General features: G+C 68.1%; 23 protein-coding genes. 11 read left to right on the forward strand and 12 right to left on the reverse strand.

Annotated elements, in window-relative coordinates; all coding sequences use genetic code 11:
• Together G7B71_RS11535 and lpdA are read left to right on the forward strand one after the other, a co-directional pair.
• A partial coding sequence (locus G7B71_RS11535; protein WP_166041014.1) for a 2-oxo acid dehydrogenase subunit E2 occupies positions 1-981 on the forward strand: 981 nt, incomplete at its 5' end.
• Positions 981-2396, forward strand: a complete 1416-nt coding sequence (lpdA, locus tag G7B71_RS11540) for a dihydrolipoyl dehydrogenase (RefSeq protein WP_166041016.1) — start codon at positions 981-983, stop codon at positions 2394-2396. The genes G7B71_RS11535 and lpdA, both read left to right, overlap by 1 nt.
• A 255-nt stretch (positions 2397-2651) precedes the next feature.
• Here lpdA and G7B71_RS11545 read toward each other — a convergent pair whose 3' ends face one another.
• Positions 2652-3311, reverse strand: a complete 660-nt coding sequence (locus G7B71_RS11545) for a DUF4175 domain-containing protein (protein ID WP_166041018.1) — start codon at positions 3309-3311, stop codon at positions 2652-2654.
• A gap of 884 nt (positions 3312-4195) precedes the next feature.
• Complete coding sequence (locus tag G7B71_RS11550) at positions 4196-5236, reverse strand: rod shape-determining protein (protein WP_166041020.1); 1041 nt, start codon at positions 5234-5236, stop codon at positions 4196-4198.
• 210 nt (positions 5237-5446) lie between these two features.
• On the opposite strand from G7B71_RS11550, the gene G7B71_RS11555 reads away from it, so the two are divergent.
• Positions 5447-6361: a hypothetical protein gene (locus G7B71_RS11555; protein WP_166041022.1), complete on the forward strand. Its 915-nt coding sequence runs from the start codon at positions 5447-5449 to the stop codon at positions 6359-6361.
• Between the two features lie 46 nt (positions 6362-6407).
• On the opposite strand, the gene G7B71_RS11560 is transcribed toward G7B71_RS11555, so the two are convergent.
• The 7 genes from G7B71_RS11560 to G7B71_RS11590 all read right to left on the reverse strand — a co-directional run bounded on the left by G7B71_RS11560 (position 6408) and on the right by G7B71_RS11590 (position 18039).
• A complete protein-coding gene (locus tag G7B71_RS11560; RefSeq protein ID WP_166041024.1) occupies positions 6408-7457 on the reverse strand; it encodes a glutathione synthetase in 1050 nt (349 codons plus the stop codon).
• A gap of 7 nt (positions 7458-7464) precedes the next feature.
• Positions 7465-9309 (reverse strand): tyrosine/phenylalanine carboxypeptidase domain-containing protein, encoded by a 1845-nt coding sequence (locus G7B71_RS11565; RefSeq protein ID WP_166041026.1) that lies wholly within the window; start codon positions 9307-9309, stop codon positions 7465-7467.
• Positions 9306-10106 (reverse strand): N-formylglutamate amidohydrolase, encoded by an 801-nt coding sequence (locus tag G7B71_RS11570; protein WP_166041028.1) that lies wholly within the window; start codon positions 10104-10106, stop codon positions 9306-9308. The genes G7B71_RS11565 and G7B71_RS11570 overlap by 4 nt, the downstream gene beginning before the upstream one ends.
• 124 nt (positions 10107-10230) lie before the next feature.
• Positions 10231-13260, reverse strand: coding sequence for a hypothetical protein (locus G7B71_RS11575; protein WP_166041030.1), 3030 nt, complete (start codon positions 13258-13260; stop codon positions 10231-10233).
• A gap of 205 nt (positions 13261-13465) precedes the next feature.
• Positions 13466-15334, reverse strand: coding sequence for an ABC-F family ATP-binding cassette domain-containing protein (locus G7B71_RS11580; protein WP_166041031.1), 1869 nt, complete (start codon positions 15332-15334; stop codon positions 13466-13468).
• Positions 15335-15444: 110 nt separating this feature from the next.
• Complete coding sequence (locus tag G7B71_RS11585) at positions 15445-16371, reverse strand: leishmanolysin-related zinc metalloendopeptidase (protein WP_166041033.1); 927 nt, start codon at positions 16369-16371, stop codon at positions 15445-15447.
• Positions 16372-16500: 129 nt separating this feature from the next.
• A complete protein-coding gene (locus G7B71_RS11590) occupies positions 16501-18039 on the reverse strand; it encodes a toll/interleukin-1 receptor domain-containing protein (RefSeq protein WP_166041036.1) in 1539 nt (512 codons plus the stop codon).
• 122 nt (positions 18040-18161) lie between these two features.
• Here G7B71_RS11590 and G7B71_RS11595 point away from each other — a divergent pair, with 122 nt between their 5' ends.
• Positions 18162-18590, forward strand: coding sequence for a GFA family protein (locus G7B71_RS11595; RefSeq protein WP_166041038.1), 429 nt, complete (start codon positions 18162-18164; stop codon positions 18588-18590).
• Between the two features lie 10 nt (positions 18591-18600).
• Here the strand turns inward: G7B71_RS11595 and fixJ are convergent, their stop codons facing one another.
• Positions 18601-19212 carry a response regulator FixJ gene (gene fixJ, locus G7B71_RS11600; RefSeq protein WP_166041040.1) on the reverse strand — a complete coding sequence of 204 codons (612 nt, stop codon included), beginning with the start codon at positions 19210-19212 and terminating at the stop codon, positions 18601-18603.
• Positions 19205-20716 (reverse strand): PAS domain-containing sensor histidine kinase, encoded by a 1512-nt coding sequence (locus G7B71_RS11605; RefSeq protein ID WP_166041041.1) that lies wholly within the window; start codon positions 20714-20716, stop codon positions 19205-19207. The genes fixJ and G7B71_RS11605 overlap by 8 nt, the downstream gene beginning before the upstream one ends.
• A gap of 161 nt (positions 20717-20877) precedes the next feature.
• On the opposite strand from G7B71_RS11605, the gene G7B71_RS11610 reads away from it, so the two are divergent.
• The 6 genes from G7B71_RS11610 (at position 20878) to G7B71_RS11635 (ending at position 23778) form a co-directional block, all read left to right on the forward strand.
• The gene (locus tag G7B71_RS11610) at positions 20878-21567 is read left to right on the forward strand and encodes an alternative oxidase (protein WP_166041043.1); all 690 of its coding nucleotides are present in this window, start codon (positions 20878-20880) and stop codon (positions 21565-21567) included.
• Between the two features lie 58 nt (positions 21568-21625).
• The gene (locus tag G7B71_RS11615; protein ID WP_166041045.1) at positions 21626-21994 is read left to right on the forward strand and encodes a response regulator; all 369 of its coding nucleotides are present in this window, start codon (positions 21626-21628) and stop codon (positions 21992-21994) included.
• Positions 21995-22011: 17 nt separating this feature from the next.
• Entirely contained in the window at positions 22012-22419 is a 408-nt protein-coding gene (locus G7B71_RS11620) for a group III truncated hemoglobin (RefSeq protein WP_166041047.1), read from the forward strand.
• Between the two features lie 175 nt (positions 22420-22594).
• On the forward strand, positions 22595-23017 hold the full coding sequence (locus G7B71_RS11625) for a DUF2147 domain-containing protein (RefSeq protein ID WP_166041049.1): 423 nt from the start codon (positions 22595-22597) through the stop codon (positions 23015-23017).
• A gap of 50 nt (positions 23018-23067) precedes the next feature.
• On the forward strand, positions 23068-23313 hold the full coding sequence (locus tag G7B71_RS11630) for a hypothetical protein (protein ID WP_166041051.1): 246 nt from the start codon (positions 23068-23070) through the stop codon (positions 23311-23313).
• 63 nt (positions 23314-23376) lie between these two features.
• Entirely contained in the window at positions 23377-23778 is a 402-nt protein-coding gene (locus G7B71_RS11635) for a cupin domain-containing protein (RefSeq protein WP_166041053.1), read from the forward strand.
• A 40-nt stretch (positions 23779-23818) separates the two neighbouring features.
• Here G7B71_RS11635 and G7B71_RS11640 read toward each other — a convergent pair whose 3' ends face one another.
• Positions 23819-24526 carry a queuosine precursor transporter gene (locus G7B71_RS11640; RefSeq protein WP_166041055.1) on the reverse strand — a complete coding sequence of 236 codons (708 nt, stop codon included), beginning with the start codon at positions 24524-24526 and terminating at the stop codon, positions 23819-23821.
• 171 nt (positions 24527-24697) lie between these two features.
• Here G7B71_RS11640 and G7B71_RS11645 point away from each other — a divergent pair, with 171 nt between their 5' ends.
• Positions 24698-25975 (forward strand): nucleoside transporter C-terminal domain-containing protein, encoded by a 1278-nt coding sequence (locus G7B71_RS11645; RefSeq protein WP_166041057.1) that lies wholly within the window; start codon positions 24698-24700, stop codon positions 25973-25975.
• Positions 25976-25978: the final 3 nt, after the last annotated feature.

A 25978-nucleotide genomic window follows, 5' to 3' on the forward strand; every position in this document is an offset into this window, starting at 1 on the left:
AAGGATGGCGGCGAGACCGGCGCCGGCCAGCCCGCGATCCCTGCGCCCGCGCCGGCTCCTGCGCCCGCTCCGGCTGCCGCCACGGGTGACCGAGTCAAGGCGTCGCCGCTCGCGCGCCGCCTTGCCGAACAGCAGGGCATCGATCTTTCCGGCCTGACCGGCTCGGGCCCGAGCGGCCGCATCGTCAAGGCCGACGTCGACGCTGCCGCCGGCAAGCCGAAGGCGGCCCCCGCCGCTGCCGCCGCTGCTCCCGCACCGGCCGCCGCGCCGGCCGCGCCGCTCGAGACCGACATCCCGCACGAGGCGGTCAAGCTCTCGAACATGCGCAAGACGATCGCCCGCCGCCTCACCGAGGCCAAGCAGACGATCCCGCACATCTATCTCACCGTCGACATCCGCCTCGACGCGCTCCTAAAGCTACGCGGCGAATTGAACGCGGGCCTGTCGAGCCGCGGGGTGAAGCTCAGCGTCAACGACATGCTGATCAAGGCGCTCGCCGTCGCCCTCGTCGAGGTGCCGGAGTGCAACGTCAGCTTCACGGCGGACCAGCTCATCAAGTACAGCCGCGCCGACATTTCCGTGGCGGTGTCGATCCCGGGCGGCCTCATCACCCCGATCGTCGCCGGCGCCGACGGCAAGAGCCTCAGCGCGATCTCCAGGGAGATGGCCGAGCTCGCCGGCCGGGCCAAGGAAGGCAAGCTGCAACCCCATGAATATCAAGGGGGAACCGCGTCGATTTCGAACATGGGGATGTTCGGCATCAAGTCTTTCGATGCCGTCATCAACCCGCCCCAGGGGATGATCATGGCAATCGGCGCGGGCGAGAAAAGGCCCTACGTCATCGACGACAGCCTGCAGATCGCGACGGTGATGAGCGCCACCGGAAGCTTCGACCACCGCGCCATCGACGGCGCCGACGGCGCCCGACTGATGAAGCTGTTCAAGGAACTCGTCGAAAGCCCGCTCGGGATGATCGCGTAATGGCTGACCAATATGACCTCATCGTCCTCGGCTCGGGGCCTGGCGGCTATGTCGCGGCGATCCGGGGGGCGCAGCTCGGGCTCAAGACGGCGATCGTCGAGCGCGAGCTGCTCGGCGGCATCTGCCTCAACTGGGGCTGCATCCCGACCAAGGCGCTGCTGCGCTCGGCCGAGATCTATCATTATATGCAGCACGCCTCGGCCTACGGCCTCGCGGCTCAAGGGATCAGCGCGGATCTCGACGCGGTGGTGAAGCGCTCGCGCGGCGTCGCGGCCCAGCTCAACAAGGGCGTCACCGGGCTGATGAAGAAGAACAAGATCGCCGTCCACATGGGCGAGGGCAAGCTGACCGGGAAGGGCAAGCTGTCGGTCACCGACAAGGACGGCAAGACCAGCGAGCTCAGCGCCAAGCACATCATCGTCGCCACCGGCGCCCGCGCCCGCGACCTGCCCTTCGCCAAGACCGACGGCAAGCGCATCTGGACCTATCGCCATGCGATGGTGCCGCCGGAGATGCCATCGAAGCTGCTGGTCATCGGCTCCGGCGCGATCGGCATCGAGTTCGCCAGCTTCTACAACGACATGGGCGCCGAGGTGACGGTGGTCGAGATGCTCGACCGGATCGTGCCGGTGGAGGATTCCGACGTCTCCGCCTTCCTCGAGAAGGCGCTGAAGAAGCAGGGCATGACGATCATGACCGGCGCCGGAGTCGAGAAGATCGAGGCGGGCGCGTCGGGCGTCAAGGCGAGCATCAAGGGCAAGGACGGCAAGGTCGTGACCGGCGATTTCAGCCACGTCATCGTCGCCATCGGCATCGTCCCCAACACCGAGACGATCGGCCTCGAGACGCTGGGCGTGAAGGCCGACCGCGGCTTCATCCAGATCGACCCCTATGGCCGCACCAATGTCGACGGCATCTGGGCGATCGGCGACTGCGCGCCGGGGCCGTGGCTCGCGCACAAGGCCAGCCACGAGGGCGTCACCGCCGCCGAGGCGATCGCCCAGGCGCTGGGCAACAAGGACGTGCATCCGCACCCGCTCGACAAGGCCAACATCCCGGGCTGCACCTATTGCCACCCGCAGGTCGCGTCGGTCGGCCTGACCGAGGCCAAGGCCAAGGAAGCGGGCCACGAGGTCAAGGTCGGCAACTTCCCCTTCATCGGCAACGGCAAGGCGATCGCGCTCGGCGAGGCGGAAGGCTTCATCAAGACGGTATTCGACGCCAAGACCGGCGAGCTGCTCGGCGCGCACATGATCGGCGCGGAAGTGACCGAGCTGATCCAGGGCTATACGGTCGGCAAGCAGGCGGAGCTGGTCGAGACGGACTTCATGAACACCGTCTTCCCGCACCCCACGCTAAGCGAGATGATGCACGAGAGCGTGCTGGGGGCGTACGGGCGGGCCCTGCATATTTAGCCTTCTGAGAGGTCGAGAGCGGCTGCTTTTGGCCATAAGTGGGCTGTCTGCTTTGGGCGGCGGTGCGCGAAAGCAGGCGTCACCGCTCGATGAGGGAGAGTGTGGGGTTACAACCCATGCGCCCGTTGAACATTTTGCTACTCGGCAGAGTTCGCAGACGCCTAGCAGGACCCATTGGCCGACCGCTCATTGATCCAAAACGCCCCGGCGAACATGCCGGGGCGCTTCGCTTACGCTACTTCACTCTCACGAAGATCAGCGGTTCATCGGATAGACGCGAACCACCGTCTGGGTACGGGCGTCGATCTGGTAGATCTGCCGTCCGTCGGTGCGGTAATAGGCGCCGTTGCCGTCGCGATACTGATCGCGATAGCGGCCCTGGAGACCGTAGAGCCCGCTCGATGCGCGCTGTCCGACTCTCAGGCCGCCGCCGCCGAACACGCTGTCGATCACTCCGCCGAGGCCCGAGCGCGGCTGCTGATACTGGCCCTCGTCGACGTAGCCGCCGCTCCACTGGCCGTCGCGGCCATAGCCGTCCTCACGGTCATAGCGGTCCCAGCGCGCCTGCTCGTTACCGTCGGCGCGGCGGATTCCCTGGCGAAGGTCGCGCATTCGGCGCTGAAGCTCGCCGCGCTCCTGACCGCTGATGCCGTTGCGGGCATATTGGCGCTCGAGCTGGGTAAGCTGGCGCAGCTGCTGACGAAGAGGCCTCGCTTCTCGGCGCGTGATCGATCCGCTTTGGACTCCGGCCTGCAGCCTCATCTGGAGCTGGTCGATTCGGGCCGACAGGTTCACATCGGCGTTGCCGCCGCGATAGTCGTTCTGCTGCTGGCCGCCATAGCCGGGCTGCGCGACCGCCGGTGCGGCGATGGCCAATGCCGAAACGGCTGCCATCGTTGCGATGAACTTGTTCATTAGAATTCTCCTGGAAGAACGCCCCCCGGGCGTCTGAAATCACTTGGCGCCCTGTCAGATGTCGCTCACCTGAACAGATTATTCGTGCAACGCGTATTAGGTCCGGAATAGACAGCCATAGAATAATTCAAGGTGGGTCGGCATATTTGTCTGGGGCAAATCATGTCGCCAACGCGTTATCCTTTTCATGAACATAGCCACGAACATAGCTCTGACGTCTCATATAGCCGCCATCAACTATGGCTTGGCGGCATTCATCGTCGCACTGCCGACGATGGTGATCCTGTATCGCTGGCTGCTCTGAGGCCCCTCACTCACGCAGGTCGTGGCGACCCGAGCCATGGCCTCCCTTCAGGCTATGCTGCAGGGTCCGGATCGCGCATGGCGAGCAGACGGGCCGTAAGTTGGCGAAGCACGCGGGAGCGGTGCGCATAGCGATTGTAGCGTGTTCCGACCCGTCCTTCGGAAAAGTCGCGAGCCAGGGCCTGCGTCATATCGCGGAGCGCCGCTTCAAGAGCGTCAGCCTCCGTAGTAGACCGATGACCCGTCGGCGTCGGAAGACGGGCGACGAGTAGGTTCCCGCCCTCATTTTCCCATCTTTCCAAGGCAGCCTGCCGTCGGCGGCGGCGCTGCCGATCGGCAGGGGCCACATAGGGCAAAAATTCCGGTGCGGCATGGCCCGGTGATGGTCGTTGATAGGAGATGTCCACTTTCCGCCTCCATCCTTGAGCGGGAGTGCAAATCATCTCTCAGTCGCGGCCATGCTCGTGAGATCGCACGCGATAGATATAATGTGGGGGCTCGGAAGCAGAATTGCCATCGACCGCGAAAGATTAGGGTTTCGAATCGTCGGCGCCGACTCGCACTAACCGGCCCCCAATATATCAGGTGGGGGTGAGCACGCCGGCATATCGGGAATCCTCGAGCGCTTGGCCGGCTCCCCGAGCCACGCAAAGGAGAGGATCTGCAGCCACCATGACCGGGACGCCCGTGGACAGGGCCAGAGCTTCGTCTAGGCGATGGAGGAGCGCTCCTCCTCCCGTCAGCACGATCCCTTGATCGACTATATCTGCCGCCAGTTCCGGTGCGGTGTTCTCGAGCGCAGATCGCACTGCGGTAAGAATCTGGCTGACTGGTTCGGCCAGCGCCTGTGCCACCTCGACCTGGTCGATGGCGATTTCCTGAGGCATCCCGGACGAGAGATGCCGCCCTCTCACCAGCAAGGTCCGAGGCGCGCCATCCGGCGTTAGCGCAGTGCCGATCTCGTGCTTGATCCTCTCTGCTGTCGCCTCACCGATCAGCAGATTGTGCTTTCGGCGAACGGCGCTGGTGATCGCGTCGTCCATCTTATCGCCGCCAATCCTGACGGACGTGCTGTAGGCGAGACCCTGAAGCGACAGGACCGCGACCTCGGTGGTCCCGCCTCCGATGTCGACGACCATCGCCCCGAGCGGCTCCGTCACCGGCAATCCCGCGCCGATCGCAGCCGCCATCGGCTCCTCGATCAGCAGGACTTTCGACGCGCCGGCATTGTCGGCAGCCTGGCGGATGGCGCGGCGGTCCACCGACGTGGCACCTGAAGGGATGCACACCACCATTGCCGGCCGTCGCGGGAGGCGCGACGGTCCACCATGAGCCTGGTCGATGAAATACTTGATCATTTGCTCGGCGACGTCGAGATCGGCGATGACGCCGTCGCGCATCGGGCGGACGACCTGAATGCCGTCGGGGGTCTTGCCCATCATCAGCTTGGCATTTTGCCCCACGGCCGCGACGCGCCGGATGCCGTTGACCCATTCCAGAGCCACGACCGACGGCTCGTTCAGGACGATGCCTCTGCCGCGCATGTGAACGACTGTGTTCACGGTGCCCAGGTCGATAGCCAGATCCTGGGATGAGCCCCACGGTAAACGGAACAATGTCATGGGTCGAATCCCGGCGACCCCGGCCAAACCGGCGCAGAGGGAAATCTGCTCTCGCACGAAGCGTGGCGCGTGTCGCGGCTAATGTCCGTTCCCAACGTGTTGATAACAGCGATTGGTCGTCCGCAATGGGCGCTTAGCTGACGTGCCCGCCTTGCTTGACAAATAGGAAATGTTCCTATTCCGTTCCATTCAAGAGAGCGGGAGCGGGACATGGCGGAGCAAGCGAAACGCGCGCCGGAGAAGGCGCCGCGGATGCGGTTGTCGCAGGAGCGGCGGGAGCGGTTCCTGGAGGTGCTGGGGGAGACCGGGAACCGGCGGCTGGCGGCGGAGGCGATCGGGGTGGAGCCTCGGCTGATGGACCAGAGGCGAAGGTTCGATCCTCTGCTCGACCGGCAGTGGCGCGAGGCGCTGGGGCGGGCGGAGCGGCGGCTCGCCGGGGCGGCGGGGCCGCTCGACACCGGGCGCGAATTCAACGTCATCCGCAAGGCGCCGAACGGGCGGACTCAGATCGTCACCGCCGGGCCCAAGCGCTGGTCGCAGAAAGTGGAGGCGCGGTTCCTGGCGGCGCTCGGCATGTGCGGCAATGTCGCGGCGGCGGCGCGGTCGGTCGGCTTCTCCGAGGGCGCGATCTGGCAGCGGCGGCGCAAATTCACCGCGTTCGCCCAGGCGATGGAGGAGGTGCTCGAGGAGGCGGAGATCCGCATCGAGTTCCGGCTGGCGGCGATGGGAAGCGACCTCGCGGCGGCCGGGCTCGACTCGTTCGCGGCGACGGAGGCGGCGGCGAACCGGTATGGGGCGGAGAACCGGGACGGCGCGGGTTCTTCGGACCATCCCCACCCCCGGCCCCTCCCGCAAGCGGGAGGGGAGACTCCGTTCGACGCGGACATGGCGTTCCGATTCCTCAAGTGGCGGGAGGCGAAGCGGCAGGGGCGGGCGCCGCGCCAGGGCCATGGCGCGCCCAAGCGGATGTCGTTCGAGGACTCGATCGCGCTGCTCGACAAGAAGCTCAAGGCGTTCGGCGCCCGGCACCGCAGGGAGCAGCTCGCGCAGGGCTGGGCCGAGGACGAGGCGGGCCGGATGATCCCGCCGGGCTGGGTGCGGAGCGAGCCGCCGGGCGACGCGTGACGGCAGCGGCCGCGGCGGCGCCAGGGGAGCGCGTCAGAGGCCCGAGTCAGAGGATCGCGAGATGGCGGTTGTCGAACGCGCTCTTGTATTGCGAGGCGATCTCGACCTTGCGCTCCATCGCCTCAAGCACCGGCACGCTGAAGTCGACGCCGGCGAGCCGCGAGCAGCTTTCGAGGTTGCCCGGCGAGAACACGTTCACCTCGAGGATCTTGTCGCCGACGATGTCGACTCCGACCAGGAACATGCCGTCGGCGACCAGCTTGGGCCGGATCAGCTCGGCGACGGCGAGCTCGGTGTCGCCGACCTCCACCGCCTCCGCCTTGCCGCCGGCATGGATGTTCGAGCGGATGTCGTCCTTGGCCGCGACCCGGCGAAGCGCCGCGAACTTGCCCTTAATCTGCAGCGGCGCGCCGTTCATCATGAACAGGCGGATGTCGCCCTTCTTGGCCGCGGGGACATAGGCCTGGGCGATGATGTAGCCGTCGCGGCCGATCGCTTCGATCATCTGGTTGAGATTGGACTGGTTCTCCGGATCGACCTTGAACACGCCGGATCCGCCCGAGCCCTGAAGCGGCTTGAGGATGATGTTGCCGCCATGGTCCTTGGCGAACGCCTTGATGTCCGACGCGTGCTTGGTGATCAGGGTCTCGGCGCGGGCCTCGGCCGGGAAGCTCTGGAAATAGAGCTTGTTGGTGGCCCTGCCGAGGCTGTCGGGATCGTTGAGGACGATGACGCCGCGCCGCGCCGCCTCGCGCCCGAACAGGATTCCGCTGTCCATCGCCCAGGGGGCGTTCTGGGCGTCGATCGACGGGTCGTTGCGAAGCATCAGGACGTCGATTCCCGCCATGTCGACGCGCTCGATCTTGCACGCCTTGTCGTCCTTCAGAGTCTCGAAGAAATCGAGGCGGCTCTTGTACTTGCGCTTGGGCAGGAAGCGCCCGTGCACGTTGAGGCTGTCGTCCGGGCTCAGCACGAAGTCCGACGGGGTGATATAGCAGACCCGGTGGCCGCGGCTGACCGCCTGGTGGGCCAGCGTCGTCGTGGTGTAATTCTCATATTCGCGCTCGATGTCGTTGACGAAGAAGCCGATCATCATCTCTCACTCACTCCACATCGAGTATGTTCTGAAGCGCCAGTCCGTCGCGCAGGCGGGCGACGCGCCGCTGGACATCCTCGCGGCCGAGGAATTCCGGCGTGAACAAAGGCGGGCGGATGAGGTTCCGCTGAAGCAGCTCCTCGATCGCGGAGACGTGGCCGGGCGCGATCTTGCCGATCCAGAACGGGTCGAGCGAGGCGCCCGACGCGACCAGCCCGATGACGTGCTGGAAGCCCTCCAGGTAGATGAAGTCCTTGACGAAGCCGCCCGAGCGGAACACCCGCGCGGTGATGTCGAAGGCCGGGCGCCGGCCGATGCCGTGGTCGTCGGACAGCATCCGGAACACCTCGACGAAATCGGCGCCGTCGAGCATGGCGTGGACCGCGAGCACGCGGCCGGCGAGCAGGCGCAGGCGCGCAGCGGTCAGCCCGCCGACGGCCCATTCGGCGAACACGCCGAGGCCTTCCTGAACCCCTTCATATTGCGCGAGGCCGGTGCGGAACACGGTCAGTCCCTGAGCCGCGCCGTTGCAATAGGTGAGCAGGTGGACGCTGACCTCGTGCGCCAGAAGCGGATCGAGCCGGCTTTCGAGCATCGAGGTGTTGCTCGCGATCATCAGCTTGCCGCCGGACACGATCAGGCTGCCGACGTCGTCGCGCACCTCGACCTCGGCCGCGAACCCCGGATCGATCGCCTGGTATCTGGCGACGAGGGCGCGGGCGGTGTCGGCAACCTCGGCGGCGCCGATCCGCCGGCTGGGCGGAGTCGGGGGATGCTGCGCGGCGAGGATCGCGCGGGCGTCGGCGAGCAGCCTGGTGGTGACGGTGCCGTAGTGGAGCAGCGACGCGGCCCGGAAGGCGCGGCTGTTGCGCGTCGCGAGCATCGTCAGCTGGTGATCGATCTCCTGCCGTTTCTCCGACAGCAGGCGTTCCAGCAGCGGATCCTCCAGCTTCGACAGGTCGACCGCGTAGAGCTCGCGCTTGGCCATGTCCGGATCGACGGTCAGCGGCCGGTAACGGAATTGCGGCGCCCGCTGCGCGCCGCCGTCGAGGAAGGTCTGCATCGCCTCGCGGGTGTTGATCGGCGACACCGACAGCAGGAAATCGAAGCTTCGCGCGACTCCGTCGAGCTTGCGGTCGGCGTCCAGCGCGGCGGCGAGGAAGGCGCTTCGACCGAGCGAGCGATAATGGTCGGGGGCGCCGGTCTTGCCCTTCGCCATGAACGCGCAGGCGGCTTTGAGCAGCGCGTCGCCGCACGCCGCGGCGAGCTCGTGGGTGATTTGAGGATAGAAGGTGTCGTCGCCGGCGCGATGGATCTGCGGAATGGCGATGGACAGGTGGTCGACGTCGGCGCCGCTCGCGCCGGTGTCGACCGGGCCGGCGTCGCCGGCCAGCTCGACGAAGGCCTGGCGAAGATCGATCTCGATCTCGGCGAGCGCCTTGGCGAGCGCGGCGAGCGCGCCTTGGGCGCGCTCCCCCGGCGACGCGGCGACCCGGAAGCGGAACTCGGGCAGGTCCTCGGAGCCGGCACGCGCCGGCTGCCACGCCGAGTCCTCGACGGTCAGGACGAGCAAGCGCTCGAAGCGCCGGGACATCGCCGCGGCGATCGCCGCGAGCGCCTGCGCGGCGAGGGCGTCGTCCTCGGGCGACCAGATCAGATAGGCCGGGCTGTTGACCGCGACCCGCCGGGCGATGCTTCGGCCTGGGCTGGCCGAGCGGTGAAGCACGATGAACGGGAGGTAGCGGTCGAAATGCACGCGGCCGCTCGTGCCGACCGCCTGGCGCAGCTCGCCGCGCTGCCCGAGCTTTGCGGCAAAGGCCGGGGCGTCGGAGAGAGTCGCGCTATCGGTCATGCCTGGAGCAGCTCCTCGGCCGTGGCGGAGATGTGGCTGACGAACGCGCGCATGTCGTCCAGCTCGGCGGGATCGGGCGCGCCGGTCCACTCGTCCATGAAGAACTTCTTGAACTCGAGCGCGATCGCGCAGCCCTGGCCCGGGAAATTGGCGTGGACGAAGCGCGTCTGCTCGCCCTTGCCCTGGAAGGCGACATTCTCGCGCACGTCGAGGCGGCGGCCGTTGAAGTCGAAGCCGCGCATCGCCTCGATCAGCGGGTCGAGCAGGAAGGCCCATTGCTCGCGCGGCATCGAGAAGGTGCCGATGTTGATGTCGGGCGCGTCGGCCTGCGGTGTCGCGGCGCCGCCGGGGCCGTCACGGCGATGGTTGTAGCTGTGGACGTCGATCAGAACGAAGCGGGGATGCCGCTCGGCGACCTCGCCGAGCAGGGCCCCGAGCATCCGGTAATAGTCCGCGTGCAGCGCGAGCGAGCGCTGCACCAGCCCTTCGTCGGGCGCGCCGGGCTGCCACACCTCCAGGCCCCAGGATTGCTCCGGCTTCACATAGACCGCGTCGGCGGCGGCGCGGTTGAGGTCGAATTCGAAGCGCGAGCGATGGACCACGATATGGGTGCCGACGTCGCGGACCGACTGCCCGGTGAACGGGTCTTCCTCGCGCAGGCGGTCGGCTTCGTCCAGCGCCATGACCCGCGCCACCTCGGGCCGCAGGTCGTGACCGTCGTGGATCGCGGTGGCGATGATCGGGCCGGAGCCGCGCTGCACGGTCCAGCAGGGTTCCGAGGAGATGTCGTTGACCATCCCCTGTTAGCGTTTTGAAGCCGTATCGGTTGCGTAAGCAAATCGACGCCGGCCACCAAAGGGCCGCTCATCCGCGAGGGACGCGGCTCGGGAGGAGGTCCGGCCTCCTCCCGAGCCTGCCGCCTTAGAAGCGCAGGCGCGCGCCGACGCGGCCGCTGACGCCCTCGATGTCGCCGAAGCGGCCGTCGGCCTCGGCATAGAGGTCGACTCGGCCGGCGGTGACCGCGAGGCCGCCGCCGAGCTGGCCGTAGGTGCGGCCGCCGTCGGCGGTGACGACCACCTCCTCGCTGCCGAGGTCGAACACGGTCCGATCGCGGCCGCCGAACTCGCGGGCGAGCGACATGGCGAGGAAGGGGCGGACCGGAAGGCCGAGGACTCCGTCGGCGACGCCCATGCGGAGGCCGACCTCGCCGGTCGCGACGGCGCCGTCCTCCCAGGCGATGTCGCCGTTGACGCTCTCCTGGTCGGGCAGGCTGACATGGACCCAGGACAGGCCGGCCGCGGGCTCGATCCAGATCCCGCCGACGTCGGCTCGGTAGCCGGCTTCGAGATCGACGCCGAGGCTGGTGCCGTCGCCGCTGCCTTCGAGCCCGACCGAGGCCCAGTTGGACTGGACGTCGATGAGATCGGCGCGGAGCATCGCGCTGGCGAACCAGCCGTTCGAGGCGAAGCCGGCGTAGAGGCCGGCATTGACGACGTCGAAGCGGCTGTTTTCGTCCTGGCCGAGGTCGATCCGGGCGGTGCCGTAGCCGGCGGTGACTCCGACCTGCCATGGGCCGAAGCCCTTCTCGGCGCCGAACTGGACGCCCTCGTGCGAACCGCTCCACTGGAGGTCGCGCGAGCCGCCGGCGTGGGACAGGCCGGTGGTGGCGTCGACGTCGCTTCCGACCGCCTGCATCCACACGCCGCCGGCTTCGCCGCCGCCGCGGGTGACGAGGAGATGGGTGGAGAGGGCGTCGGCGCCGAAGTGCCACAGGTCGCGGACTCCGGACGCCATCGCGCCGGCGAGATAGGCGGTGTCGCTGAGGTCGCTTTGCAGCCACCAGCTGTCCTGCCCGTCATAGTCGAGCGAGAACTGGACGAATCCGCGCCTCCGGCTGGCCTCGGCGAGAGTGAGCTCGGCGCCGCTGTCGGTGCCGGCCGAGCTGACCACGCGGAGGCCGTCGAGGCCGAGCCCGCTGCCGTTGCCGACGATGTTGAGGCGAAGAGCGCTGGTGCCCTCGAGGTCGCCGACCTCGACGAGGTCGGAGGCGCCGGCGACGATGTCGAGGTCGACGGCGAGCGTCGAGCCCGCGGCCCCGGCCAAGGTGCCGCTCAGCGTCAGGCTGTCGCCGGTGCGGCCGTTGGCCAGGCTGACCGTGCCGCTGTTCTCCAGGCGCTCCAGCCCGGCGAGGGTGATGCTGGTGGCGGCGCCGTCGCGAAGGGCGAGGAGGCCGCTGTTGACCAGCCGGTCGGCGCCGCCGCCGAACTGGCTGGTGCCGGCGGTGAGGAAGCGGCCGGCATTGGTGACGACGTCGTCGCCGCCGACGAAGGACATGCGGCCCAGGACGGTGCCGGTGGCGGCGATTCGGATGTCGCTGTCGCCCTCGACCCCGAAGTCATTGTCGCGGATGTCGAGGACCAGGCCGCTTCCGCTGGTCACGGTGCCGGCGATGTCGATGCGCGTCGTCTGCGACGATCCGGCCTGGATCGCGCTGGCCGCGCCGGACACGACGGCCCCCTCCTCGATGTCGATGTTGACGTCGCCGAGCCTGGCATAGGCGACGATGGCGCGGCTGTTCTGGGAGGTCACGCCGTCCCGAACGGTGAGCGAGACGTCGCCCTGGTCGGAATAGAGCCCCATCGCATAATATTCGGGGTCGGTGCTCGTCGAGACGACGCTGCCGACGGCGACATCGAGGTCGCCGATGGTCGAGGCGTTGATGGCGGTCCCCACCGTCTCCATGACGTCCGCTTCGATCGTCGCGGTGCCGCCGATGGCGAGGATGCCGTTCGCGCCGATGCCATAGGTGTAGATGCGGTTGGCATCGATCGCGATGTCGCCGTTGGTGATGACGGAGATCGCCTCCGCATAGTCGCCGAACGTGCCGGCATATTCGCGGACGACGATCGACACGTCGCCGAAGCTCTCGACCAGGATCGCCCGGCCGCCGGCGCCGCCGGCGCCGACTCCGTCGACGTCGATCGTGATCGCGCCGAACTCGCTCGCGGCGACGATTCCGCGCCCTTCGAGCCCGTCGGCGAAGACATAGCCGGCGTTGATGTTGACGTCGCCGCGGCTGACTCCGCCGATGCCGAGGCCATAGTCGCCGGAGACGAAGACGGTGTTGGCGTTGATGTCGACATTGCCGGTGTCGGAGAGGCCGATGATGCCCTGCGCTCCGAAGCCCTCGCCGATGGTCCTGACGGCATCGATGCTGACGTTCCCCGTCATGCTCTGCGCCCAGATCGCGGTGGTCAGGTCGCCGATTCCGTAGACCTCGCCGGCGATGATTCCGACATCGCCGTCGCCGACCGCGGTCGCGTTGATCGCCATCGCGCTTTCGCCGACGCCGTAGGCCTGGCCGGCGGTGATGGCGATGTCGCCGGAGCCGAAGGTGATCGCCGAGACGCCGCGGCCGCCGACGCCGGCGGCAAGGCCGACGTCGATGGTGATCGCGCCCTCGGCGCTGCTCGTGTCGATGCCGTTGATTCCTTCGACGTAATTGGCCGCGACGGTGACGTCGCCCTGGGCGCCGGCGCTGATGGCGACGCCGCTGCCGATGACCTGGTCAGCCCGGACGTTGACCGAACCCGAGGCGGACTGGACCTCCAGCGCCGGCCCGGTTCCGCCGAAGATGAAGGTCCCATCCTCCGCGAAGAAGGAGATCGCGCCGTCGCCGGCGACCTGGACCGTCGGATCGAAATCCGTGGAAAGCGAGCCGTCGACGATCACGCCCGACCTCAGGACCACGCCGTAATCGGTCGCGCCGGTGTAGCGGATGCTCGTGTAGGGCGGATCGGTGGCTTCGCAGACCACGGTGCCGCCGTCCGAGGCAGGGCCGCATTCGTCCTGCGCCGCCGCGGGAGAAGCGTGCGCCAGAGCGATCATGCTGACGAGGCCGAGGGACGCGGCCTTCGGGGCGCGGCGAGGGAAACGGGCAACAGGGTTCATTCAATCATTCTCCATCCAAGGCACGAGAGAGCATCCCGCCTCGTGGAGAAGCGGGGTGCGGCTGACTCGGAGCGGCCCTGGGGAGAAGGGTTTTCAGACTCCTGACCGTGGCAAGACGCCACGGCGCGCGCAAACCCGCACCCGCCGAAAATCGGCGGGCCGCTGGCCGATGGATGTGCGCAAGAAGGTCGCGAACGACGCCCCGCTAGGCGGCGATCGCCTCGAGGGCCTCGCTGGCGGCGAGCCACTCGCGCTCGGCCTCGGCGATCTTCGCCTCGATCTCGGCGCGGCGCTTCATCAGGTCGCTCATCTTGAGGCTGGCGAGCGAGGCGTCGGCGCCGGAGGGGTCGAACATCGCGCGCTCGATAGATCCGCGCAGATCGGTCAGCCGGGCGACTTCCGCCTCGGACTTCTTCGCCTGCTTGCGCAGGGTCGCCCCTTTCTCGCGGGCCTCGGCCGCGAGCCGGCGCGCTTCCTTCTTGTTGCCCTTGTCGCTTTTCGTTGCGGGCTTGGCGTCGCCGGTGAGGACGAAGCGGATATAATCGTCGATGCTGCCGTCATAGTCCTGCGCGGTGCCGTCATGGACCAGCACGAGGCGGTCGGCGGTCATCTCCAGCATGTGGCGGTCGTGGCTGACGATCACCACCGCGCCGGTATAGGCGTTCAAAGCCTGGATCAGCGCCTCGCGCGCGTCGACGTCGAGGTGGTTGGTCGGCTCATCGAGGATCAGCATGTGGGGCGCATCGCGTGTGATCAGAGCGAGCGCGAGCCGGGCGCGCTCGCCGCCCGAAAGCTTGCCGACCTTGGTCGTCGCCTTCTCGCCGGAGAAGCCGAACCGGCCGAGCTGACCGCGCACCGCCGCCGGCTTCTCGCCCGCCATCAGCCGGGTCATGTGGTCGAGCGGGGTGTCGTCGCTGCGCAGCTCCTCGACCTGATATTGGGTGAAATAGCCGACCCGCATCTTGGATGTCGCGGCCATGTCGCCGTCCATCGGCTTCAGCTGCGCGGCGAGCAGGCGGGCCAGGGTCGTCTTGCCGTTGCCGTTGCGGCCGAGCAGGGCGACTCGGTCGTCGGGGTCCAGCCGGAGGTTGAGCCGCTCGAGGATCGGCGTGTCGCCATAGCCGACGCTCGCCATGTCGAGCGTGATCAGCGGCGGCCGCAGCTCGTCGGGCTTCGGAAAATCGAACGAGAGCGTGGGGTCGTCAAGCACCGCGGCGATCGGCTGCATCTTCGCCAGCGCCTTGGCGCGCGACTGCGCCTGCTTGGCGGTCGACGCCCGGGCGCTGTTGCGGGCGACATAATCCTGGAGCTTGGCGCGCTCGGCGAGCTGCTTCTCGCGGGCCGAGGCCTGCTGGGCCTGGCGCTCCGCGCGCTGGCGCTCGAACGCGTCATAGCCGCCCGGATAGAGGGTCAGCTTGCCGGACGAGAGATGGAGGATGTGGTCGACGACATTGTTGAGGAAGTCGCGCTCGTGGCTGACGATGACGATCGTCGCCGGGTAGGAGCGAAGGAAATCCTCGAGCCACAGCACCGCCTCGAGATCGAGGTGGTTGGACGGCTCGTCGAGTAGCAGAAGGTCGGGCTCGGAGAACAATAGGGAGGCCAGCGCGACCCGCATCCGCCAGCCGCCGGAGAAGCTCTCAAGCGCGCGGTGCTGCATGTCCTCGTCGAAGCCGAGGCCGACGAGAATCCGCGCCGCCCGCGCCGGCGCCGAATGGGCGTCGATCGCATTGAGGCGCTCGTGGATCTCGCCCAGACGATCGGGGTCGTGGCTGTGCTCGGCCTCTTCGAGAAGCGCGGCGCGCTCGGTGTCGGCGGCGAGCACGGCCTCGAACGGAGTCGCGGTCCCGCCCGGCGCCTCCTGGGCGATATAGCCCAGCCGCGCGGCGCGCGGCATCTCGGCGCTGCCGCTGTCGGGATCGAGCAGGCCGGCGATCACGCGCACGAGAGTCGACTTGCCGGCGCCGTTGCGTCCGATCAGGCCGATGCGGCCACGCGGCGGCAGAGCGGCGCTCGCGCCGTCAAGGATCGTGCGCCCGCCAAGGCGGACGGTGATGTCCTTCAAATTGAGCATGGCGGCCCCCTAGCATCACCCGGCCGCCGGCCCAACCCCATGCGCGGGGAGCAAAAAGGGGAGCAGCCTAGCGGCCGCTCCCCGATTTTGACGAGAACGCTCCGCCCCGATCAGGCGAGCATGTAGGGGTCGGCGAGCGACTCGTAGTTCGGGTTGATGACGTAGCCCATGTCGGCGAAGGCGGCCGCGCTCATCGCGCTGAACGGATTGACGCCTTCGTTGATATAGCCGGTCATCAGTTCGTTGTTGAACGTCTCCTCGTCCCAGTGCGCGCCGGCGGTGCCGGAACCGCCGTCCTGCTCGACCGGAATGCCGGAGCCCGAGCCGCCCATCTCGAGAAATTCGGCGAGCGCGTTCTGGCCGGTGAACAGGCCGTTGGTGACGAGGCCGAGCCGGTCCCAGATCGAGCCGAAGCCGAGGCTGTGCGCCATTTCGTGGAGCACCACGTCGGCGAAGGCGTCGAGGCCCATCGCGTCGACGTCGGCGATGTCGAACTTCATCTGCGCGGTGGCGGGCAGCGAGTTGGAGGTGCGGACCGCGGTCGGCCCGGCCTGGCCGAGGATGCCGTACAGGCCGTCGATCGCGCCCAATTCGGCGGTGATCTTGATGTCGTCGATCACCGTCGTGACGCCCCGCGACCGCACGCTGACGTCCTGAAGGTCGCCGATGATCAGCGTCGACAGGAAATTGGCCGCGCTGACGAAGATGTCGTAATAGGCCTGAGTCCAGTTGCCGTTGAACTCGATGGTGATGTTGTAGCCGGCGGTGCCGTCGGCCGGGCCGCTGGTATAGGGCGCGAAGCCGGACGTGCCGCCGCCACCGCCACCGCCGCCGCCGCCGCCGGGACCACCGCCGCCGCCCTTGGCGTAGGCGACCTCGTCGGCATAGCGGGTGTGGGTGAGGTCGATGCCGACCAGGTCGCGGGTGCTGAGCGGGATTTCCGGCCTCAGGTCGATGCCGCGGGGGTGATCGAGCCCGAAGCCCGAAAAACCATTGTCGCTGTCGTAGTCGAGTAACTCAAACCGCTTCTTCGGCATTACTACTCTCCCTGGTCACAACCGGTACACCGCCGATTGCCGTTGTTGGGGGAGTGCAGCCTATTGGAATGCGGGCGTCACGCAAGCCTTTGATTTCGTTAATGTTTCGGGGCCGATACGACCCGCGGCTCAGCGTGTCGCGGGCTGGTCCGGGCTGTAGTGGCGGAAGGCGAGCGCGCGCAGGAACAGGGTCTCGCCGGTGATCCAATCCTGGCGCAGCAGATTCTCGTCGCCGAGATCGACGTCCAGCCAGGCGCGGATCACCGGGCGAAGCCTGGCGCGGTTGGACGCGTTCGCCCGGCGATAGGCGAGCACCGACGCGGCGCCGATCCAGGGCGACACCGGATGGCGGTAATTGTCGATGTAGCGCTCGCCATTTTCGAGCTCGACATAGGCTCCGGACGGGAAATGCTCGATCGCGGGCGGGAGCGTGTCGACCGAGCGGAGGAAGGCGCGGGCCGCCTGGTCGCTCTGGGTGCCGCCCGCGACCTCGGTCGCCACCGTCGCCATCGCCGCGAACACGAGATGCTCGGAGCGGCGCTCGTCATTGGGATAGTCGGCCCAGTTGGCGCCCGCCTCGGGGCCGCGGTTGAGCCAGTTGGTGGCGCGCCGGATAGCAGCGTCGACCCGCGGACGGGCGGCCGGCGGGACGATGCCGGCGCGGCGCGCCTCGGCCAGGGCAATGGTCAGCATCGCGGTGGCGTGGACGGCGGCATTGGCCTGCTGGCGAACGCCGTTGAGGCTGATCGTCCACCAGCCCTCGGCATGCTGGGCGGCGAGGATGGTCTCGAGCAGGCGCGGCGGCGCCGGGCGCCGATATTGCGCGGCGGTGACGATCACCCAGCCGTTGCCGATGCTGTTGGGGATGTCCTCCATGACGAAGCAGCCGCAGTCGGGCTGCTCGACGGTGGCGAGGTAGCGGAAATAGCCGTCGGCGAAGCTTCGGCTCTCCTCGGGCGCGGCGCTGATCAGCTGGCCGGCGAACCATGCCCAGCTCGTGCCGATCGCCTCCCGGTCTCCGCTCAGCGCCGTCTCGGCGCTTCGGGCCACCCGCTCGCGCGCCAGTCCCTCGCGCTCCACCGATGCGCTCAGCTGCTCGGCGGCGACCGGCGGCGCATCCGGGTCGATCCTGTATCTGAGCGTCGGCCAGAAGAAGGCCGCCAGCGCGGCCAGAAGCAGGATCGCGAGGACCGCCCCGATCGCGACTCGTTTGGCCCGCTTCGACCGGGCTTTGGGCCGCGGCGCGGCGGTGGCGCCGGCGCCGGCGCCGGGCTCGCCAATCCGCTCGCGCACCTCGTCGAGCAGCTTGGGCCTGGCCGCGTTGAACTCGCGCTGGCTTCGGCCGACCTTGAGCGCCTGGACGAGGAACAGGCCCATCGGAAAATCGGTCGGCGCGAGATCGTCGACCATCAGCGGAAGGAGGCCGCCGGCGTCGCGGGCGATGATCGCCTCGTGGCGGACGTTGGGCGAGGCGATGCTCGCCTTGCTCCACAGCACGATGGCGAGCCGCGAGCCGGTCAGCCGCTCGCGGATCCAGGTGTCCCAGTCGGTGCCGGCCGGGATCTCCTGGTCCCAGAACACGTCATAGCCCGCCTCGCCGAGGGCATCGCGCACGCGCTCGGCGACGGCCCGATCCTTGCTCGAATAGGAGATGAAGACGTCCGGCAATGCCCCCTCCCGATCGCTGCCGGGAGGCTAACCGACGCCCCGGTCGATTGCCAGCGGCGGCTCGGCTGTTGCATGATCGGGGCTCCGGCCGAGTCCGGGCCGGCAGCGATGGAGGGGATCGCATGACGGAGACGTACAAGGGCAGCTGTTTCTGCGGGAATGTCGAGATCGAGGCGACGGGCGCGCCGGCGGCCATGGGCTATTGCCATTGCGGGTCGTGCCGCGCGCATTCGGCGTCGCCGGTCAACGCCTTCACCTTGTGGAAGTCCGACGACGTTCGGGTGACCCGCGGCGAGGACAGGCTCGCCACGTACAACAAGACCGACTTCAGCGGGCGGCGCTACTGCGCGGATTGCGGCGGCCATGTCATGGTCGACCATCCCAGCCTCGGCCTGATCGACGTCCACGCGGCGACCATACCGGACCTCGACTTCCAGCCGGCGGTGCATCTCCACTATCAGGAGACGGTGCTGCCGATGAAGGACGGCCTGCCCAAATACCGCGACTTCCCGGCGGACGTCGGCGGCTCGGGCGAGACGATGGCCGAATAGGCGCCGCGATTCAGCCGGCCAGTTCGGCGATCGTCACCATCCGCACCAGCTCGGACAGGCTTCCGGCGGCCATCTTGGTCATCACGTTGGCGCGATAGACCTCGACCGTGCGGGGGCTGATGTCGAGATCGTGGGCGATGACCTTGTTGGCATGGCCCTGGACGAGGCCGTGAAGCACTTCGCGCTCGCGCTGGGACAGGGTCGCCATCTTCGATGAGACCTCGGCCTTCTCGGCGTCGCGCTGGCTTCGGCCGTCGGCGCGGGCGAGGGCGGAGCGGATCGCGCCGAGAATGGCGTCGTCGCTGAACGGCTTCTCGATGAAGTCGGCGACGCCCTGCTTCATCGCCTCGATCGCCATCGGCACGTCGGCGTGGCCGGTGATGACGATGACCGGGTGAGCGACGCCCCGCGCCTTCAGCCGTTCGATCAGCTGGAGCCCGCTCATCTCCGGCATGCGCACGTCGGTGACGATGCAGCCCGGCTCGATCCCCGGAACCGCCTTGAGGAACTCGGTCGCCGCGGCGTAGCTGCGCACCTTCATGCCGGCGCAGTCGATGAGGAATGCGAGCGAGTGGCGCGCCGAATCGTCGTCGTCGATCACGTGGATCACCGGCTCACTCATCGAACAATTCCTCCTTGCGGACCTTCTGCAGCGTGAAGTTGAAAACCGCGCCGCCGCCCGGATTGGGCTCGGCCCAGATGCGGCCACCATGCGCCTCGACGATGGTGCGCGAGATGGACAGGCCGACGCCCATGCCGGTGACCTTGGTCGTGATGAACGGCTGGAACAGTTGATTGGAGACCTCGGGGTCGATGCCCGGACCGGTATCGGCGACGCTGATCCGGACCATGTCGTCCTCGTCCGGCGCGACGGTGACGACGAGGTCGCGGCGGCCGTCCTCGCTGTCCGCCATCGCGTCGACGGCGTTGCGGATGAGGTTCAGCGCGACCTGCTGGACCTGGACCTTGTCGGCGAGGACCAGGTCGATGTCGGGGCTGAAGTCGAAGCGGACGCGGATGCCATGCTCCTTGGCGCCGACCAGAGCGAGGGCGCTCGCTTCCTCGATCAGCTTGGGAAGGCTCTCGATGCGCCGCTCGGTCTCGCCGCGGGCGACGAAATCGCGCAGGCGACGGATGATCTGGCCGGCGCGAAGCGCCTCGTCGGCGGCGCGGTCGACGGCGTCGGCGACCTTGTCGGTCGGAACCTCGTCGCGGGCGAGCAGCATCCTGCTGCCCTTCAGATAATTCGCGATCGCCGACAGCGGCTGGTTGAGCTCGTGGGCGAGGGCGGACGCCATCTCGCCGAGCGCAGTGAGGCGCGACACGCGAACCAGCTCTGTCTGAAGCTCCTGGAGGCGCGTCTCGGTCTGCTGGCGCTCGGTGAGGTCGCGAATGAAGCCGGTGAAGAAGCGGCCCTCGCTGAGACCCATCTCGCCGACCGCGAGCTCCATCGGAAAGGTCGAGCCGTCCTTCCGCTCGCCGACGACCAGGCGGCCGATGCCGATGATGCGGCGCTCGCCGGTGCGGTAGTAGCGCTCGAGATAGCCGTCGTGCTGCTCGCGATAGGGCGAGGGCATCAGCATGCTGACGTTGCGGCCGCGGACCTCGTCGGCGCTCCAGCCGAACAGGCGCTCGGCGGCGTGGCTGAAATTGTGGATGAGGCCGGCCTCGTCGATCACCACCATCGCGTCGGGCACGGTCTCCAGGATCGAGCGGAGATGGTCCTCGCGCTCAAGGAGGTCGCGGTTGATCGCCTCGGCGCGGCGGCGCGCGCGCTGGAACCATTCGCCGCCGGTGGTGACGGATAACCCGACCAGCACGAACACGCCGGCGCCGACCAGATTGCCGACTCCCAGCGGCCCCCCGAGCGCATCGGCGGCGAGCCCGGCCGCGGCGCCGAGCAGGGTCGCGAACACGCCCGGCCACAGGCCGGCGAGGGCGGCGGCGAGGACGACCGCGGGCACGAAGAAGATGAAGGTCGCGCGCTGGCCGAGCAGCGGATCGAGGCCCCAGCGGGCGGCGAGGCCGGCGCCGACGGCAGCAACCGCGAGCGCGCACGCCGCCGCGGGACCGAACCGGCCGTTCGCCACCTGCGGGCGCGCACGCTGGGCTGACAGCCGCTTCATCCTTCTCCTCTAGGCGAAGGAGGCCCGCCGCCGCGCCTCCGCGAAACTACTTAGGGGCAAGACCCGAATTTCGGGCCCTCGCTACCGCCAATAGAAGGAGCTCCGCAACGACCCAGTGACCAAGCGCCAGTGACCAAGCATTTGTTTCGAAAGGAAGTCCAGTGACCGCTCCGTTCATCGACCTCTCCGTCCACCACCAGCCCAAGGGCGTGTCCGACCGTATCGCGTTCGGCTTCACCAAGCTGCTGCGGTGGACCGCCGACACTTTCTTCGCCGAGCGCTACGGCCACCGCGCCGTCGTCCTCGAGACCGTCGCCGCGGTCCCCGGAATGGTCGGCGCGACCATCAACCACCTCGCCTGCCTTCGCCGCATGTGCCACGACAAGGGCTGGATCAAGACGCTCATGGACGAGGCCGAGAATGAGCGCATGCACCTGATGACCTTCATCGAGATCTCCAAGCCGACCCTGTTCGAGCGCGCGGTGATCATCGGCGTGCAGTGGGTGTTCTACTGCTTCTTCTTCCTGCTCTACCTGGCCAGCTCGAAGACCGCCCACCGCGTCGTCGGCTATTTCGAGGAGGAGGCGGTGATCAGCTATACCCACTATCTCGCCGAGATCGACGAAGGCCGTTCCGAGAACGTGCCGGCGCCGCAGATCGCCAAGGATTATTGGGGCCTGGCCGACGACGCGACGCTGCGCGACGTGGTTCTCGTGGTCCGGGCCGACGAAGCCCATCACCGCGACGTCAACCACAGCTTCGCCAATGAGATCGCCGGGCTGCCGCAGGGCAATATCGCGCCCTGCCCGCCGCACGCCGAGCTCCAGCCGAACTGGAAGCAGGCCGCCTGAGCGAGACCATCCGGGGCGGCGGGGCAACCCGCCGCCTCGTCACTCCATCGAGACCGACGTGACCCACCGCCCTCGAATCCTCCTCGTCGAAAGCGACCCCGCCCTGCGCGCCGCTCTCAAGTTCTCGCTCGAGCTCGAAGGCTTCGCGGTCGAGGATCATGAGAGCGGCGCCGGCATCGTCGCGCCGGCGGCGGATTGCCTGGTGCTCGACAACCGCATGGACAGCGGCACCGGCCTCGAATTGCTCGCCGCGCTCAAGAAAGAGGGGCTGTCGTCGCCGGCCATCATCCTGGCGAGCAACCCGACGCGGGCCATGTCGAGGGCGATTTCCGCGGCCGGGGCGCGGCTGATCGAGAAGCCGTTGCTGTGCGACGGCCTCGTCGCCGCGATCCGGTCCGTCATCGCGCCCAATCGCGCCGCAATCTGACGATACGAGACCAAGCCATGACTTCCCCGATCACCGAAGGCTCCCTGAAGCGGCTCGTCGACACCTTCTACGCGCGGGTGCGGCAGGACGATCTGATCGGCCCGGTGTTCAACGGCGCGATCGACGACTGGCCGGAGCATCTCGACCGGCTGCAGGCCTTCTGGTCGTCGGTCATGCTGACCAGCGGACGCTACAAGGGCCGGCCGCTGCCCGCGCACATCAAGCATGGCGACGCGATCAACCCGGCGAGCTTCGAGCGTTGGCTCGGCCTGTGGCGCGAGACGACGAACGCGCTGCTCGACGCGGAGAGCGCCGCGGCGATGCAGGAGAAAGCCGAGCGCATCGCCGAGAGCCTGATGCTCGGCATCCAGTTCCACCGCGGCGAGGGCGGCGCCTTTCTGGGCGGCGCGCGAAGCGCGGCCTAGCAGGCCCTGTCCTCACTCCAGGGCGCCACGCGGGAGGCGAACGATCGCCGCATTTGCGCCGCATCCCGCTCCTAACCGCCTGTTGTCGCAGCATATCTTCGGCTGTTGATATCGCTTGGCCGCGCACCTAGCTGAGCCGCGGGGCGCTTGTTCGAGAGCGGGTTGGGAGTTTCGTATGCGTAAGTTTGCCGTGACCGCGGTGGCCGCGGCCGCCTTGCTTGCCACGTCCGGAATGGAGGCTTCGGCGCAGACCAGCGACACGCGGCAGCTGGCCGGCGTGTGGCGCAATCCCAAGAACACCGTCCACGTCCGCATCCAGCCGTGCGGATCCAACGTCTGCGGCACGGTCGCCTGGGCGAGCCGGCAGGCGATCGCGGCGGCGCGCGAATCGGGGACTCCCAACCTGCTCGGCACCCAGCTGTTCCGCGAGTTCCGCCGCGAGAGCGAGGGCTATTGGGGCGGGCGCGTGTTCGTGCCCGACATGGGCCGGACCTTCTCCGGCACCCTGCGCCTGTCCGGTCCCAATGCGGTGGTCGCGCGCGGCTGCCTGATCGGCCGCTTCCTGTGCAAGTCGCAGACCTGGGTGCGGGTCGGCTGAGCCAACAGACCGGCGTGACGCGGCGGCGGCGGCGCGGTAAGGGCGACGTCATGACGATCCGTATCCTCGCCGCCGCGCTCGGCGCCCTCGCCCTTGCCGCCTGCGGCGATGCAGAGACCAACATCAGCAACAATGCCACGTCCAACGTGGCGGTGACCGGCGACCTCAACAGTGCGATCGGCGGCGACGAGCTGTCGCCGATCCCCGAGGCCGAGGACGATGCCGCGGCCAATCTGAGCGACACCAACCTCGCCGCTCCGCCGCCGGCCGTGCCGGGAGCGCAGAACAGCAACTAGGCGCTTCGGAACCCTTCCCGGCGGCGCGGCATTGACCGGCCGAGGGACCAAGGAGAGCGGACAATGAAGGGCTATGTCGACGACATCCAGGCGCGCACGCTGGAGAATGAGGATTTCCGGCGAGTCCTCTACACCGGCAAGCACCTCCAGCTTGTACTGATGACGCTGCCGCCGGGCTGCGACATCGGCGAGGAAGTGCACGAGGACCGCGACCAGTTCTTCCGCATCGAGGAAGGCCGCGGCTCAATCGTCATCGACGGCAAGGCCAACGAGGTCGAGGACGACTTCGCCGTGATCGTTCCGGCCGGCGCGCGCCACAATGTGATCAACGACGGCGACGCGCCGCTCAAGCTCTACACCATCTACGGCCCGCCCGAGCATCGCGACGGCACCGTCCACAAGGACAAGGCCCAGGCCGAGCGCGACCACGACAATGACGAGTGGAAGGGCGAAACCACGGAGTAGGTCAGAAGCGCCCGAATTCATCGCTCGGGACGAGCGGGTGCTAGGTGGTCGGCGTGCGATCCAGCGACCGGCCGAGCTTCACCGCGAGGACGATCAGCGGCGGCACCGCGACCGCCGACAGCACCACCTTGGCGAGCATCTGGCCGACGAGGAGCGGCTCGAGCGCCGCGAAGCCCGCCTGCGGATCGTAGAAGGCGACGGTGATGAAGATGAGGGTGTCGACCGCCTGGCTGAGCATGGCGGCGACCGCGGCGCGCAGCCACAGCAGGCCTCCGCCATCGCGCTTGAGGACGCTGAACACGTAGACGTTCAGGATCTGCGAGATGCCGTAGGCGGTGATTCCGCCGATCCAGATGCGCGGCGTCTGCGCCATCATCCGCTCGAATGCCGCCTGCGATTCCGGGGTCATGAACGGCGCGGCGGGCAGGCTCAGCACCAGCAGCGCCAGCAAGGTCGAGACGATCAACGGAATGAAGCCGAGAAGCACCAGCTGATTGGCGGTCCGCCGCCCGAACAGCTCGGCGACCGCGCTCGATACGGCGACGAGGAACAGGAAGGCGAAGATCCCGGCCTCGACGGCGAGCGAGCCGACTCCCAGCACGGTGCCCAGCTCGGAAATCGGCCCGAGGGTCACCTGCTTGTTGGCGAGCACGCCGGCGATGCACACCATGCCGCCGTAGAAGATCGACAGGACGAACAGGGAGCGGGAGATACCCGGCGCGGCGGGGGCGGTGGTCTCGGTGGTCATCGTCCCTGACTAGGGGCAGGAAAGCCACAGTGGCAAGGGCTTGTGTCGCCCTGTGTCGCGGCGTGAGACGCGCCCGCTTGCCTTCGCGCCAAGGCCGCGCCAATCTCCGCGCCGTCCCGCGCAGCCGCGCTCGTTCCAGCCAGGAAGGCACCCACCCTGAGCACGCATCCGTTGATCGGCATTGCCGGCATCCTCGTCATTCTCGGCATCGCCTTCCTGCTCTCCAGCAATCGACGCGCGATCAGGCTTCGGGTGGTCGGCGCGGCCTTCGCCCTGCAGGCCGGAATCGCAGTGCTCGTGCTCCAGACTCCGTGGGGCCAGCGGACGCTCGACACCCTCTCGACCGGCGTCTCCAACCTGCTCGGCTATGCCGGTAAGGGCACCGAATTCCTGTTCGGGCCGTCGGCGTCGAACCCGCTCGCCAACACCTTCGCGATCGCCGCCCTGCCGGTCATCATCTTCTTCGCCTCGCTGGTCGCGATCCTCTATTATCTCGGCATCATGCAGCGGGTGGTGCGCTGGGTCGGCGGCGCGATCGGCTGGGTGACCGGAATCAGCCGTGTCGAATCGCTGGGGTCGGCGGCCAACATCTTCGTCGGCCAGAGCGAATCCCCGCTCGTCATCCGCCCCTATCTCGCCGCACTCACCCCGCCGCAGCTGTTCACGGTGATGACCGTCGGCATGGCCGGAGTCGCCGGCACCATCCTCGCCGCTTATGCCAGCCTGCTCGGCCCCGCCGCGCTTCCCTATCTGCTCGCCGCCGCCTTCATGTCGGCCCCGGGCGGCATCCTGATGGCCAAGATCATGATGCCCGACGTGCCGCCCACCCAGGAGGAGCTTCCGCTCGCCGGGACGGCCGAGGCCGGCGCCGGCGGAGTGGTCGAGGAAAAGGTCGAGGTTGCCGAGACCTTCGAGGAGGGCGAGCGGCCCGCCAACGTGATCATGGCCGCAGCCCAAGGCGCTCAGGTCGGCGTCCGGCTCGCGGTGATGGTCGGCGCGATGGTGCTCGCCTTCGTCGCCCTGGTCGCTCTGGCCAACGGCCTGCTCGGAGGCATTGGCGCCCAGTTCGGCTACCCCGATTTGAGCTTCCAGCGCATCGTCGGCCTCGTCTTCCAGCCGGTCATGTTCCTGATCGGGATCCCGTGGAACGAGGCGGGCATGGCCGGCGGCCTGTTCGGCACCAAGGTGGTGCTCAACGAGTTCGTCGCATTCATCGACCTCGGCCAGCTCCAGGCGGCGCAGATCAGCGAGCGCAGCCGCGCCATCGTCACCTTCGCGTTGTGCGGCTTCGCCAATTTCAGCTCGATCGCGATCCAGATGGCGGTGACCGGGAGCCTCGCCCCCAACCAGCGCCCGATGATCGCCAAGCTTGGCATCAAGGCGCTGGTCGCCGGCAGCCTTGCAAACCTGATGAGCGCCGCGCTGGCAGGGCTGCTGCTTCCGGCCTGACGG

The organism is Sphingosinicella sp. YJ22 (assembly GCF_011320075.1).
Taxonomy (GTDB): domain Bacteria; phylum Pseudomonadota; class Alphaproteobacteria; order Sphingomonadales; family Sphingomonadaceae; genus Allosphingosinicella.